Here is a 14281-nt window from a genome sequence, read left to right as displayed (position 1 = left end):
TGAGATGAACCATCAGGATGTCTTGCCGTTAGCGGAAGTCAGCGAAATTGACGAGGCGAAGCGGCAATGGTTGCAGGGGATGCGCCACCCCGTTGATACGGTAAGTGAAGACATCACAGAACCAGAACCTGCTGAAATCCTGGCAGAGTTCATTCGCCAGCATTCTGCGGCTGGGCAGCTGGTGGCGCGCGCCGTGTTTCTCTCGCCACCCTATTCGGTTGCAGAAGAGGAACTGTCAGTTTTGCTGGAAAACATTAAGCAGAACGGAGACTACGCGGATATCGCGTGTATGACGGGAAGCCAGGATGATTACTATTACTCAACGCAGGCCATGAGTGAAAACTACGCGGCGATGTCTTTGCAAGTTGTGGAGCAGGACATTTGTCGCGCTATTGCACACGCCGTTCGTTTTGAGTGCCAGACGTATCCTCGTCCTTACAAAGTCGCCATGCTGATGCAAGCGCCATATTACTTCCAGGAAGCGCAGATTGAAGCCGCGATCGCCGCGATGGATGTTGCACCTGAATATGCCGATATACGGCAGGTGGAGTCATCGACGGCGGTGTTGTACTTGTTTAGCGAGCGATTTATGACCTATGGCAAAGCTTATGGCTTATGCGAATGGTTCGAGGTAGAGCAGTTTCAGAACCCCTGAAATTTCAGGGAGATGTCATGGATAGGGTGGACAGTTGCAGCCACTGCATTAGGGGATAATCAGATGTCCTTCACTCGACGCAAATTTGTTCTGGGGATGGGAACAGTAATCTTTTTTACTGGTTCTGCGTCTTCTCTGTTAGCGAACACGAGGCAAGAAAAGGAAGTTCGGTATGCCATGATTCATGACGAGTCACGGTGCAATGGCTGTAATATTTGCGCCCGCGCATGCCGTAAAACAAACCACGTCCCCGCTCAGGGAAGCCGTTTATCGATAGCACACATTCCAGTCACCGATAACGACAACGAAACGCAGTATCACTTTTTTCGCCAGTCATGCCAGCACTGTGAAGATGCTCCTTGCATCGACGTTTGCCCAACAGGAGCGTCATGGCGTGATATGCAGGGGATCGTGCGGGTAGAAAAATCGCAGTGCATCGGCTGCAGTTATTGCATTGGCGCTTGCCCGTATCAGGTTCGCTACCTTAACCCTGTCACTAAAGTGGCAGATAAATGTGATTTCTGCGCTGAGTCCCGACTAGCAAAAGGCTTTCCGCCCATTTGCGTTAGCGCCTGCCCGGAACATGCATTGATCTTTGGTCGCGAAGATAGCCCAGAAATTCAAGCGTGGTTGCAAGAAAATAAATATTATCAATATCAGCTACCTGGTGCCGGGAAACCGCATCTGTATCGCCGATTCGGTCAACATTTGATTAAAAAGGAAAATGTATGAACCCGTCGCAACATGCTGAACAGTTTCAGAGCCAGTTGGCGAACTATGTGCCACAGTTCACTCCCGAATTTTGGCCGGTGTGGTTGATCATTGCCGGACTATTGCTGGTTGGGATGTGGTTGGTGCTGGGGCTGCATGCCTTGCTTCGTGCTCGTGGCGTGAAGAAATCAGCCACCGATCATGGTGAGAAGATTTATCTTTACAGCAAAGCGGTCAGATTATGGCACTGGTCGAATGCGTTACTCTTTGTATTGTTGCTGGCAAGTGGGCTGATAAATCACTTTGCGCTGGTGGGAGCAACTGCGGTTAAAAGTCTGGTTGCGGTGCATGAAGTTTGCGGATTTTTGTTACTGGCATGCTGGCTCGGCTTTGTTCTGATCAATGCCGTTGGGGGTAATGGTCACCACTATCGCATTCGTCGTCAGGGTTGGCTGGAGCGAGCGGCAAAACAAACGCGATTTTATTTGTTTGGCATTATGCAGGGGGAAGAACATCCTTTCCCGGCAACAACACAGTCTAAATTTAATCCCTTACAGCAGGTCGCCTATGTTGGTGTCATGTATGGATTGCTGCCGTTGTTACTATTGACGGGGCTGCTGTGTCTCTATCCGCAAGCCGTGGGAGATGTGTTTCCTGGCGTAAGATACTGGTTATTTCAGGCGCATTTTGCTCTGGCATTTATAAGCCTCTTTTTTATCTTCGGTCATCTTTATCTTTGCACCACGGGGCGTACGCCACACGAAACCTTTAAAAGCATGGTCGATGGCTATCACCGGCACTAACGAATGATCATTACACGAGCAGACCTGCGAGAATGGCGTATCGGAGCGGTGATGTATCGCTGGTTCCTGCGCCATTTCCCACGCGGCGGTAGTTATGCCGATATTCATCATGCACTTATTGAGGAAGGATATACGGACTGGGCGGAGAGTCTGGTTGAGTATGCGTGGAAAAAATGGCTGGCGGATGAAAACTTCGCGCATCAGGAAGTTTCTTCTATGCAAAAACTGGCCATAGATCCCGGAGAGAGACCATTTTGCAGTCAGTTTGCCCGCAGCGACGATCATGCTCGCATCGGCTGTTGTGAGGATAATGCCAGAATCGCAACTGCTGGGTATGCCGCGCAAATTGCCAGTATGGGTTATAGCGTGCGGATTGGAAGTGTCGGCTTTAACAGTCACATTGGCAGCTCCGGTGAACGCGCACGGGTTGCTGTAACCGGTAATTCTTCGCGGATAAGCAGCGCTGGAGATAGCAGTCGGATTGCGAATACCGGAATGCGAGTACGCGTTTGCACATTGGGTGAACGGTGTCATGTCGCCAGTAATGGTGACCTGGTGCAAATCGCCAGCTTTGGCGCAAACGCCAGAATTGCCAACAGCGGCGACAATGTACACATCATTGCCAGCGGTGAAGATTCAACAATAGTGAGCACGGGCGTGGTCGACTCAATTATTCTCGGGCCAGGGGGAAGCGCCGCACTGGCATATCATGACGGCGAAAGAGTTCGCTTCGCCGTCGCCATTGAAGGTGAAAACAATATTCGAGCCGGAGTCTGCTATCGCCTTAATGAACAGCATCAGTTTGTTGAGTGCTGATAGCTTTACATTTGATCAAACGAAAGACGCCGACGAGCACGGGATGCAGGCTTTACGACCGCCTGAGCCATCGCCTCACCAATTTCTGCACATGCCGTAAGTCCCTGTACGAATGGCCGGTCGTGCATCAACCAGGGCAACGCGCCGAACGCTACGCGCCCACGAATTTCTTCGGGTTGCTGTAGCGTATAATCTTCGCCAACATCAGGGATTTCATCCCCTGTTTTCTGTAATTGTTCGCGTAGTCCAGGGAAAGGAATATCTATCACTTTAAGCGGACGCTGCCCGCGGGCATCAATAAAAACGTCAAACGAGTAGCTATCGTCTTCCGTTTTCAGGACGGTGCGCGACTCATTAATTTCCATTTCGTAGTCTTCACCGAGGGCGAGAATATGAATGATTCCCGCTTCACGTAAGGCCAGTAGTCGACGAATAGACTCTGAAGGGATTGCCGCATAATTATCGATGAAAACCCGGGCAAGGCCTTTACTGAACCGTTTATGGTCGTGTTCATTCAGATGAGGAACAATTTCCTGTACGGCTTCATGCAGGCGCAGAATGACATAACGCCAGGGAACAGTATGTTTTTCTCGTTTATTGCGTTCGACTTCCTGGAGATTTTTTTCTGCCCAGTCGAATGGGTCGCGTTGTTTGCGCTCGGCAAACCAGGCTTGAGCAAAGGAATCGACATTCAGGCTCTCTAAGGCTATGCGTTGGCTCCAGTCTGGATCAGCAAATTTGATTTCCTCTACTATCAATCTAAATACCCGATCCAAAAGGCCCTCTTCGCCTTTTTGAATCTCAGCATTTAATGCCTGATCAGTGACGATGTGTAAGGGCTCGTAGGGAATAGGGCAATAGAAATCGGCTTCGGGTAAAATACCCGTGCGCGACATCAACGTAATATTTAGCTTTTCACTTGCGTTATCGCGGTGAAAAACGACGTGTTGTTTATCATCTTCAATAAACGAACCATGCTGAATGGCCACTGCCATTGCCGCATCCAGTCCGCTCAAGGATGTTCCCATAATACCCACCTTACACGCATCGACCTTTGCTTCCATCAGGCCTGACCACGGGCTGGGAAAATACGTTCTGGTTGCTTCTTCTTCATCAGGCCAGACGTGACCCGTCGCGATCACCGCTAAATCAAACGTCTCGCTGGGTAAATCCTGATTTGTAGCGAGCATGACGCCAGCATTTATAATTTGCAGATCGGTAACCTGGCATGATTCATAAACAGCCACTGCAAATTTTTGCTGTCGTGCCTGGTCTACTAATCGTAAAAATTGATCGCGGAAATATTCGCCCAGCAGAATTCGCGGTAAAAACTGGCGATCGTGCAAGGTTTCTTTTTTAACGCCATAACGCTGGAGATGGCTGGCTTCTTGCTTTAGTAGCCATTCGAGATATGTACAATAAATCGGCGGTATTTCAATACTGGCAATATTTGCCAGCATCAGTTTTGAGTTTTCCTCATCACTGTATGGCATCCCGACACCGGCTTCGTCAGCCTGCTCGAAGATAGAAATAGAAAGTGGAGTTTGTTGCTGTAGAAGCGAGAATAAGGTGTAGATCCCCGTAGGCCCGGCACCCACAATAGCAATTTTTTTCATTGTTACTTACCTATACGCATTCTTTCGAATTTAGTGTTATCAGATAAGTTTGGTTGAAATTTTTAGAATTTGAGAAATTTCAGACAGGGATGAAAAGGGCGCTAACCGCCCTTGGTTAAAATCTGTCAGGCGAGTTTTGCCTGATTGATTTGACTCAGTGGCTCATTGACATCGAAAACTTTGGCGACAACTTCCTCAACGCCGAGATTTTTCAGTCGGGCAGTATGTTTTTCCAGATAGGCAAGGGCGCTTTTTTCATCAGTGAAAAGGTAGATCCCACCGGCTTCGTGGTTCTTTTCACTTTCTGTCCATACCTTCCACAGAAAACCAGGTTCCTGATTAATCGACTCAGCAAGCGGTTTAAGCTGCTCAGCCATTGCGTCGCCAAATGGGCCATTAAAAGCAAAATGAAGTTGTAACAAAGTTGCCATAGCGATTCTCCTTCTGATAACGCATACGAAGACAGTGTAAATCTTTTAACGTATTGGATACAGAGAAGAAACAGAGGGAAAAAGGAGAAGACCAGATTAAGAAAATCTGGTGCGTCCGAGTGGACTCGAACCACCGACCCCCACCATGTCAAGGTGGTGCTCTAACCAACTGAGCTACGGACGCAGGATGGTGCGTTCAATTGGACTCGAACCAACGACCCCCACCATGTCAAGGTGGTGCTCTAACCAACTGAGCTATGAACGCAACGTTGTAGGTGACAACGGGGACGAATATTAGCGGCAGAGTGGGAAGGTGGCAAGAGGCAAAACGTATTTTTCTGCGGTATTTCGACCGTTTGCAGAGCTTTTAAGCAAATTGGCTATATTTTGTTGATTTGCAAGGGCGATTTTTATTCAGGATCGCATTTACATCTGACACAACCCAATAATCTGTGTATCAGAGTTTAAACAGAGTTGTTTGCCACCATCTCAAAATCTGTCGTGGATAAATCCTCCGTAGCCTTTACACTTAGGTAGCAATAAAGGCACACAGATGCAGCAAAGGAATAAATCATGGGATCTGATGCGAAAAACTTGATGAGCGACGGGAACGTGCAAATTGTTAAGACCGGCGAGGTCATTGGCGCGACGCAACTTACTGAAGGTGAGTTAATTGTTGAAGCTGGCGCAAGAGCCGAAAATACCGTGGTCACGGGGGCCGGTTGGTTGAAAGTGGCAACCGGTGGGATCGCCAAATGCACACAGTACGGCAACAATGGCACGCTATCGGTCAGTGACGGTGCCATTGCCACAGATATTGTTCAGTCAGAGGGAGGCGCAATTAGTCTCTCTACGCTCGCTACGGTTAATGGCCGCCATCCAGAAGGTAAATTTAGCGTTGATCAGGGTTATGCCTGCGGTTTGTTGCTGGAAAATGGCGGTAACCTGCGTGTACTGGAAGGCCATCGCGCGGAAAAAATCATTCTCGATCAAGAGGGCGGCCTGTTGGTCAATGGGACAACCTCAGCGGTCGTGGTAGATGAAGGTGGTGAATTGTTGGTGTATCCAGGTGGGGAAGCCAGCAATTGTGAGATTAATCAGGGCGGCGTTTTTATGCTGGCGGGGAAAGCCAGTGATACATTGCTTGCTGGTGGCACCATGAATAATCTCGGTGGTGAAGACTCTAACACTATTGTTGAGAATGGAGCCATTTATCGTCTGGGGACGGATGGCCTTCAGCTCTATAGTTCCGGTAAGACGCAAAACCTGTCCGTTAATGTGGGTGGTCGGGCTGAAGTGCATGCTGGTGCGCTGGAAAACGCGGTAATACAAGGTGGGACAGTGATCTTGTTGTCACCCACCAGCGCGGACGAAAATTTTGTCGTAGAGGAAGATCGCGCACCGGTTGAACTGACCGGGAGTGTTGCATTACTGGACGGCGCTTCAATGATTATTGGCTATGGCGCAGATCTGCAACAATCATCGATTACTGTACAGCAGGGCGGTGTGTTGATTTTCGATGGCAGCACGGTAAAAGGTGACAGTGTCACTTTCAATATTGGTAACATCAATCTGAATGGTGGAAAACTGTGGCTGATCACTGATGCGGCAACGCATGTGCAACTGAAAGTGAAACACCTGCGCGGAGAGGGAGCGATTTGCCTGCAAACCAGTGCGAAAGAAATTTCACCTGACTTCATCAATGTGAAAGGGGAAGTTAACGGTGATATACACGTTGAGATAACCGATGCCAGTCGGCAAACTCTGTGTAACGCACTGAAACTACAGCCAGACGAAGACGGGATTGGCGCAACGCTCCAGCCTGCGTAAAAACACAGGCGCAACCCGTGAAGGTTGCGCCTTGTCTTTATTAGCGGGACGCTCGTTGCAGAATGATGGCTGACGGCAGACGTTGCAGGAAACGCATTCGCAGCATCATCATAATAGCTGCCGATGTCAGGCCGATAATAAACCCTATCCAGAAGCCTGCTGGCCCCATAGGCTCAACAACCAGATCGGTCAGTGCCAGAATATAGCCGCTTGGCAAGCCCAGCACCCAGTAAGCCGTAAAGGTGATATAGAAAATGGAACGCGTATCTTTATATCCACGCAAAATCCCACTGCCAATGACCTGGATTGAGTCAGAAATCTGATATACCGCCGCCAGCAACATCAAATGCGCAGCCAGCGTTACAACCTCGGGATTGTCGTTGTACAACAGGGCGATTTGCTCCCGCAGTGAAACCGTGAATATGGCCGTCAGGGTTGCCATACAGACACCCACCATAAGCCCGGTCCGCGCAGCGGTTTGCGCATCCAGCGTTGAGCCCTGACCCAGACGATAACCTACGCGGATGGTTACCGCTGCCGCCAGCGACATGGGAAGTACGAACATCAGTGAACTAAAGTTCAGGGCAATCTGATGTCCTGCGACATCAACAATACCTAGCGGAGACACTAACAGAGCCACGACGGCAAACAGCGTTACTTCAAAGAACAGCGCCAGCGCAATTGGCAAACCGAGTTGAATCAGTCGTTTCATAACCGCAGGATCGGGCTTCGCGGTGCCTTTTTCGTTACGAATATCGCGCATCGAGCGGGCGCGTTTAATGTAAGAAACCATGGCAAGGAACATGACCCAATACACCGCCGCAGTAGCCACGCCACAACCAACGCCACCGAGCTCAGGCATACCGAAATGACCATAAATAAAGATATAGTTCACCGGAATGTTCACCAGCAGGCCGATAAAGCCCATCACCATACCCGGCTTGGTTTTTGCCAGACCTTCACACTGGTTACGGGCAACCTGGAAGAACAGATAGCCCGGTGCGCCCCACAGCAATGCACGCAAATAACCCACGGCTTTGTCCGCCAGAGCCGGGTCGATATTTTCCATAGATCGGATAATGTAACCCGCATTCCACAGCACCAGCATAATGAGAACGGAAACAAAACCTGCCAGCCAGAACCCTTGTCGCACCTGATGCGCAATGCGCTCACGTCGACCGGAACCATTTAATTGCGCGATAACCGGCGTTAATGCCAGCAGCAGCCCGTGACCAAAGAGGATCGCCGGAAGCCAGATAGAAGTACCGATAGCGACCGCCGCCATGTCGGTGGCACTATAGCTGCCCGCCATCACGGTATCGACAAAACCCATCGCAGTTTGGGCGATTTGCGCGAGAATCACCGGGATTGCTAATGCTAATAACAGACGCGCTTCACTGATATACTTCTGCACGTGAACACCTTTTATTTGTAATTATATGAGAGACTAAAAAGCCGCCTGAATGGGCAGCAAAAAGAAGAAGCAGGGGAAATTCAGTCTATTGTAGCGAGGATTTATTAATTCTCCAGTGAAAAAATAGCCATTCTTACCCCTTCACTGGTAAGGGCGTTTTCCACCTGCTATTGTGCTGAACCGAATGTCTTAACTGATTTCAGGAGTTGTGAGTATGTTTACGGGGATTGTACAGGGCACCGCAAAACTGGTGTCGATTGACGAGAAACCAAATTTTCGCACACATGTGGTTGAGTTACCTGACTACATGCTGGACGGTCTGGAAACCGGTGCGTCCGTGGCGCATAACGGTTGCTGCCTGACCGTGACGGAGATTAACGGCAACCATGTCAGTTTTGACCTGATGAAAGAAACGTTACGTATTACCAATCTTGGCGATTTAAACGTGGGGGATTGGGTAAATGTTGAGCGGGCAGCGAAATTTAGCGATGAAATTGGCGGACACTTAATGTCAGGTCATATTATGACCACCGCTGAAGTGGCTAAAATATTAACCTCGGAAAATAATCGCCAGATCTGGTTTAAAGTCCAGGATAGTCAGCTGATGAAATATATCCTGTACAAAGGATTTATTGGCATCGACGGTATTAGCCTGACAGTCGGCGAAGTAACGCCAACGCGTTTTTGCGTCCATTTAATTCCGGAAACACTGGAACGCACCACCCTTGGGAAGAAAAAACTCGGCGCACGCGTCAACATTGAAATCGATCCACAAACTCAGGCAGTGGTAGATACGGTAGAACGTGTGCTGGCGGCACGAGAAAATGCCATGAATCAACCAGGTACAGAAGCCTGATCTGAAATCGCCCCCGGAGCGGGGGCGATAGAATAGCCTCTAGCGAGCGACTCGAAGGCCGTTTTCGACTCCGCGAGAGAACACCACCTGCCAGAGCTGAATATCACGGGCGCGGAAAGCGCCTGCACAGGCATTCAGATAATAGGTAAACATTCGTTTAAAGCGTTCACTGTAGTTATCCGCAATTTCTGGCCATGCGGCGAGGAATCGTTCATACCACGCCATCAACGTAGTATCGTAATCAGCACCGAAGTTATGCCAGTCTTCCATCACAAAGTGGGGTTCGCTGGACTGAGCAATCTGGCGTACAGAGGGCAGGCAACCGTTCGGGAAAATATATTTATTAATCCAGGGATCAACATTCAGATCGGTTTTTTTCGAACCGATAGTATGGAGCAGGAATATACCTTCCGGTTTCAAATTACGATCCACCACCGCAAAATAGGTATCGTAATTTTTCGGTCCGACGTGCTCGAACATCCCCACAGAAACAATACGATCAAACTGGTCGTTCAGGTCACGATAATCTTGCAGCAAAATGGTGACATCCAGGCCTTCACAGCGTTCCTGAGCCATTTTTTGCTGTTCAGCAGAAATGGTGACGCCCACCACGCTTACGTCATAGTTAGACGCCATGTAATGCGCCAGTCCGCCCCAACCACAGCCAATATCCAGTACGCGCATCCCTGGTTTTAACTGCAATTTTTCACAAATCATTTTGAGCTTCGCCTGCTGGGCAGATTCCAGATTATCGGCATCTTTCCAGTAAGCGCAGGAATATTGCATGAACGGATCAAGCATGCGGCTGAACAAGTCGTTACCCAAATCGTAATGCTCTTTGCCGACTATCCAGGCACGTTTTTTACTCTGCAGATTGAAGAGACGAGCGCCGGCAATACGCAGCGTGTCTTTGAAATGATGGGGGAGTTGGTTCTCGAGACCTGCGCGTAAGACTTTGCTAAAAAACATATCCAGTCGGTCACATTCCCACCAGCCATCCATATAACTTTCGCCTAACCCCAACGATCCTTCCTGCAGAACGCGTTTAAAAAAATCGGGGTTTTTGACACGAATATCCGCCGGGGCAGAACCGTTAATGGCTATACCGGCACGGCTAAGTAATTCGTTGGCGATACGGTACCAGTTGTCATCCGGTACACTGACTTCTTCTATACACGATGAACTCATAGTTTCTCCATCACTGGTCGGTGATCAGAACCTTAAAACAGCGTAGACGCTTTTTGGGCTTTGTGAGAAATCTCGCAGAAAAAACCGCGAGTCTATAATCCGACGTAGAACAGAGGGAAAGGAGGAACCCTTGCCGAAATGACCATCCATAGTGAGTCGGGAACGATCCTGTCCCCGTAAAAACATAATATTTATCGTAGCTTTAACAACTCGAAATTAGTATAGGCCGCTAATTTCAATCATACAACAAAATTTTGTTAGCAGCCTAAGTATAAGCATATCGATATAGATCAGTGTGATTCGCTATGAGCGACTTCGGCATTGCCATGATTCTGACAGTCTACTTCTTCACAACGTTGCATCATGTAACCCAGAGCGACCAGCACTACTGTTGATAACATCACGCTGGTGGTGGTGAGCAATGGTGTGCTGATACTGATAAGCCAGGAAACTACCAGACTTGCGAGGAAGCACAGACCCAGTTGTAGAGTGTTCTGCAACGCTGCGGCGCGGCCGGTTGCGTGTGGGAAGGGCCGCAGTGCCTGGGCGACAACAATCGGGTAGATCGCGCCGTTGGCAATCGCCATCACACAGAATGGGATCAGGATTTCGGCCAGCGACACATGGCTAATGAAGCCCGCAGCCCAGGTCGCAATGACGCTGACAGCAAACAGCACCAGCAACCACGGTAATAACTGCTTGCCTTGCCATTTTTGTAGTGCGGCGCGACAGCCATAGCCACCAATCAGAAACGCGATAGTTTGCGGTACATAACTTAAACCAATCACTGCCGGGCTGTAACCCATTTCGCTAAGGATGAACGGTGAACCGGTCAGCCATGCAAAAAAACTGGCTGAACAGGCCGCGTAAATCAGCACGTTGCCGCGATAGGTTTTAGAACGTAGCAGCTCGGTAAAGGTCAGACCATCCTGACTATTGTTACGGGCCTTCGTCGTGGGTTTAAGCCAGAAAATAGGCAAAATCAGTACCACGGTAATGGCAAACAGTGTGGCGAAAATCGCCTGCCAGGAAAAATGGACCAGAAGCCAACTTCCTAAAAGAGGAGCCAGTGCCGGAGATAGACCCACTAGCGGCATGATGGTCGCAAAAATACGGTTAACTTTCTGTGAAGGATAATAATCCGTCACTAACGCTTGCCAGATAACCGCCGCGGCGCAGACACCTATAGCCTGTACAAAACGCAATACCAGCAGCGTGGCGGCGTTTTCAACCCACAGCATCCCCATACTACCTAACGCAAAAATTGTCAGGCCGATTAATAACACCGGTTTACGACCATAACGGTCGGAGAGCGGCCCCCACAGAAGCTGGGCTGCGGCAAATCCGGCAAGGAACAGACTAAGGCTGGCACTGACAGCAGACGCAGGCGTTTGCAGGTCGGCCTGTATGGCGGCGAAAGCAGGCAGATACATATCGGTTGCCAGAAAACCGAGTACGCTCAAACCTGCCAGCCAGACTAAAAATCTTTTCCCAGGTTGCATGTATATTCTCTAAATCTCTCAATTAAACACCGCCGCAAAGTGTAGGGAGTGAAATTAGTGTTGTGAAACGGTAATATTTGATGACTGGTTTCAAAAATTTTGCAGGCAGACTATGTGGTCAGAATATTCACTCGAAGTTGTTGATGCGGTAGCGCGTAATGGTAGTTTTAGCGCTGCAGCCCAGGAGTTGCATCGCGTTCCTTCTGCGGTCAGCTATACCGTGCGTCAGCTGGAAGAGTGGCTGGCGGTGCCGCTGTTTGAACGACGTCACCGTGATGTGGAACTGACCGCTGCCGGGGCGTGGTTTCTCAAAGAAGGGCGCTCTGTTGTCAAAAAAATGCAGATCACTCGGCAGCAATGTCAGCAGATAGCGAACGGCTGGCGCGGTCAGTTAGCTATCGCAGTGGATAATATTGTCAGACCAGAACGTACACGGCAGATGATCGTTGATTTTTATCGCCATTTTGATGATGTCGAACTTCTTGTCTTTCAGGAAGTGTTTAACGGTGTCTGGGATGCGCTTTCCGACGGGCGCGTGGAACTGGCGATTGGCGCAACACGCGCGATTCCGGTAGGCGGTCGTTATGCCTTCCGGGATATGGGGATGCTAAGCTGGAGTTGCGTTGTTGCCAGCCACCACCCGCTGGCGTTGATGGATGGCCCGTTCAGCGATGATACGTTGCGCAACTGGCCGTCATTGGTGCGCGAAGACACCTCGCGAACGCTACCTAAACGTATTACCTGGTTGCTGGATAACCAAAAAAGACTTGTCGTGCCTGACTGGGAATCATCGGCAACCTGTATCTCGGCAGGATTATGCATAGGGATGGTGCCAACACATTTCGCCAAACCGTGGCTTAATGAGGGGAAGTGGGTAGCATTAGAACTGGAAAACCCCTTTCCGGATTCGGCATGTTGTCTGACATGGCAGCAAAATGATATGTCGCCTGCGTTAACCTGGTTGCTTGAGTATCTCGGCGATAGTGAGACGCTGAATAAGGAGTGGCTGCGGGAGCCGGAAGAGACTCCCGCAACGGGTGATTAACGACGATAGTCTCGGAACGGGCCGTCAGCCACGGAGCGGCGTTCAATCAAGCGCGGATGCACTTCAATGGACTGCGGTTCTTCACGTTTGTTGACGATACGATCCAACAGCATGTTGAACGCTGTTTCACCCAGCGAATCTTTTGGCTGATGGATCGTGGTCAGCGCCGGCGTAAAATAGCGGGCGTTGCGCACGTTATCATAACCGATCAGCGAAACATCCTGTGGGACGCGCAGACCCATTTCATCAGCAGCACAAAGTGCGCCCATTGCCATGATATCGCCACCACAGAAGACGGCAGTAGGGCGATGCGGCTGCGACAGTATTTGCTGCATGGCGCGATAACCGGATTCAGGTTCAAAGTCACCCTGTACAATCCAGCTTTCCGGCACCTTGATCATCGCTTCTTCCATCGCCTTCATAAAACCGGCAAGGCGGCCTGCACCAGTGTTACGTTCCAGAGGACCGGGGATAACGCCGATTTCACGGTGACCACGTTCAATCAGATAACGCCCGGCCATGTAGCCGCCTTCAAACGCGTTATCAATGACTGCATCGGTAAAGTCTGCCTTTGCTTCACCCCAGTCCATCACCACCATTGGGATATGGCGATACTCTTCCAGCATCGCCAGCAGCGGCTCTGGGTACTCAGAACACATCACCAGCAGACCATCGACGCGTTTTTGCGCCATCATCGACAGATAAGCCCGCTGTTTCTCAAGATTGTTCCACGCATTACCCAGAATCAGGGTGTAACCTTTCTGGAAGCAATTTTTTTCAACCGCTTCAATGATCTCGGCAAAATAGGCCGCTTCGCTGCTGGTCGCCAGCAAACCGATAGACTTGGTGTGGTTAACCTTCAGGCTACGCGCCACCGCGCTAGGGGAGTAGTGTAATTCTTTAATCGCTGCCCACACGGCGTTACGCGTTTCTTCAGCGACGAAACGTGTTTTGTTGATTACGTGTGACACAGTTGTAGTGGAAACGTTTGCTCGTTTCGCTACATCTTTTATTGTTGCCATTCCATTTCACTCCAGACCCTAACTTCAGCTCCTGCAAAATCGCAAGGTAAACGTTTGCCTTTACACACCTTACGCACAACAAAAGTGTTGCGGTACGCCGGAAAAACGACACGGAGCGTCAGGAAGGGGTCAATGGCCAGTACGCAAATAGTGTAAGCGTGGAATTTTGGCCGATCTTGACGAAAAGGGGAAGTGGTAAAAACACTTATCATTATAAATGACGGGAGATTTTTTCATCACAGTGTGTAAAAATGCGTAATATCACTTTTTGTGTGGTAATAAAAAAGGAGAAAACTTGATGAGCACCGACCTTAAATTTTCACTGGTAACAACGATTATCGTCCTCGGTTTGATCGTGGCCGTGGGTTTGACTGCCGCGCTGCACTGATTTC

Annotated in this window: 14 protein-coding genes and 2 tRNA genes; 8 read left to right on the top strand and 8 right to left on the bottom strand. The window is 49.6% G+C overall.

From position 1 onward, the window contains the following. The first annotated feature begins 4 nt into the window (after positions 1 to 4). From AACU19_RS05895 to ydhT, 4 genes are all read left to right on the top strand, one after another. A complete protein-coding gene (locus AACU19_RS05895) occupies positions 5 to 655 on the top strand; it encodes a YdhW family putative oxidoreductase system protein (RefSeq protein WP_024212173.1) in 651 nt (216 codons plus the stop codon). A 63-nt stretch (positions 656 to 718) separates the two neighbouring features. Then, complete coding sequence (locus AACU19_RS05890) at positions 719 to 1387, top strand: 4Fe-4S dicluster domain-containing protein (RefSeq protein WP_050486602.1); 669 nt, start codon at positions 719 to 721, stop codon at positions 1385 to 1387. Next, positions 1384 to 2169 carry a thiosulfate reductase cytochrome B subunit gene (gene phsC, locus AACU19_RS05885; RefSeq protein ID WP_001069973.1) on the top strand — a complete coding sequence of 262 codons (786 nt, stop codon included), beginning with the start codon at positions 1384 to 1386 and terminating at the stop codon, positions 2167 to 2169. Before AACU19_RS05890 ends, phsC begins: the two co-directional genes overlap by 4 nt. A 3-nt stretch (positions 2170 to 2172) precedes the next feature. After that, positions 2173 to 2985: a protein YdhT gene (gene ydhT / locus AACU19_RS05880; RefSeq protein WP_100733782.1), complete on the top strand. Its 813-nt coding sequence runs from the start codon at positions 2173 to 2175 to the stop codon at positions 2983 to 2985. Between the two features lie 5 nt (positions 2986 to 2990). Here ydhT and AACU19_RS05875 read toward each other — a convergent pair whose 3' ends face one another. The 4 genes from AACU19_RS05875 to AACU19_RS05860 form a co-directional block, all read right to left on the bottom strand. Beyond that, positions 2991 to 4601, bottom strand: a complete 1611-nt coding sequence (locus AACU19_RS05875; RefSeq protein ID WP_000716889.1) for an FAD-NAD(P)-binding protein — start codon at positions 4599 to 4601, stop codon at positions 2991 to 2993. 125 nt (positions 4602 to 4726) lie between these two features. Beyond that, positions 4727 to 5032: a monooxygenase gene (locus AACU19_RS05870; RefSeq protein WP_000212657.1), complete on the bottom strand. Its 306-nt coding sequence runs from the start codon at positions 5030 to 5032 to the stop codon at positions 4727 to 4729. 107 nt (positions 5033 to 5139) lie between these two features. Beyond that, positions 5140 to 5216 (bottom strand) — tRNA-Val (locus AACU19_RS05865). A gap of 4 nt (positions 5217 to 5220) precedes the next feature. Beyond that, positions 5221 to 5297: transfer RNA gene (locus AACU19_RS05860), tRNA-Val, on the bottom strand. Between the two features lie 308 nt (positions 5298 to 5605). On the opposite strand from AACU19_RS05860, the gene AACU19_RS05855 reads away from it, so the two are divergent. Continuing rightward, positions 5606 to 6862: an AIDA repeat-containing protein gene (locus AACU19_RS05855; protein WP_000534246.1), complete on the top strand. Its 1257-nt coding sequence runs from the start codon at positions 5606 to 5608 to the stop codon at positions 6860 to 6862. 40 nt (positions 6863 to 6902) lie between these two features. Here AACU19_RS05855 and mdtK read toward each other — a convergent pair whose 3' ends face one another. After that, positions 6903 to 8276 carry a multidrug efflux MATE transporter MdtK gene (mdtK, locus tag AACU19_RS05850; RefSeq protein WP_105278800.1) on the bottom strand — a complete coding sequence of 458 codons (1374 nt, stop codon included), beginning with the start codon at positions 8274 to 8276 and terminating at the stop codon, positions 6903 to 6905. A gap of 214 nt (positions 8277 to 8490) precedes the next feature. Here mdtK and AACU19_RS05845 point away from each other — a divergent pair, with 214 nt between their 5' ends. After that, positions 8491 to 9132, top strand: coding sequence for a riboflavin synthase (locus AACU19_RS05845; RefSeq protein WP_000493965.1), 642 nt, complete (start codon positions 8491 to 8493; stop codon positions 9130 to 9132). A 39-nt stretch (positions 9133 to 9171) separates the two neighbouring features. On the opposite strand, the gene cfa is transcribed toward AACU19_RS05845, so the two are convergent. After that, entirely contained in the window at positions 9172 to 10320 is a 1149-nt protein-coding gene (gene cfa, locus AACU19_RS05840; RefSeq protein ID WP_000098896.1) for a cyclopropane fatty acyl phospholipid synthase, read from the bottom strand. A 290-nt stretch (positions 10321 to 10610) separates the two neighbouring features. Beyond that, the gene (gene punC, locus AACU19_RS05835) at positions 10611 to 11822 is read right to left on the bottom strand and encodes a purine nucleoside transporter PunC (protein WP_105278799.1); all 1212 of its coding nucleotides are present in this window, start codon (positions 11820 to 11822) and stop codon (positions 10611 to 10613) included. A gap of 112 nt (positions 11823 to 11934) precedes the next feature. On the opposite strand from punC, the gene punR reads away from it, so the two are divergent. Beyond that, positions 11935 to 12867, top strand: a complete 933-nt coding sequence (punR, locus tag AACU19_RS05830; protein WP_000269493.1) for a DNA-binding transcriptional activator PunR — start codon at positions 11935 to 11937, stop codon at positions 12865 to 12867. On the opposite strand, the gene purR is transcribed toward punR, so the two are convergent. Continuing rightward, positions 12864 to 13889, bottom strand: a complete 1026-nt coding sequence (purR, locus tag AACU19_RS05825; protein WP_000190982.1) for an HTH-type transcriptional repressor PurR — start codon at positions 13887 to 13889, stop codon at positions 12864 to 12866. The genes punR and purR overlap by 4 nt on opposite strands. Positions 13890 to 14187: 298 nt before the next feature. Here purR and cydH point away from each other — a divergent pair, with 298 nt between their 5' ends. Then, positions 14188 to 14277, top strand: coding sequence for a cytochrome bd-I accessory subunit CydH (gene cydH / locus AACU19_RS05820; protein ID WP_000102278.1), 90 nt, complete (start codon positions 14188 to 14190; stop codon positions 14275 to 14277). Positions 14278 to 14281 lie beyond the last annotated feature (4 nt).

This window comes from Escherichia sp. MOD1-EC4550, from assembly GCF_963876935.1.
GTDB lineage: Bacteria > Pseudomonadota > Gammaproteobacteria > Enterobacterales > Enterobacteriaceae > Escherichia > Escherichia coli_F.
The sequence above is the reverse complement of the archived record's forward strand: the minus strand, read 5'-3'. Positions and strand labels throughout refer to the sequence as shown.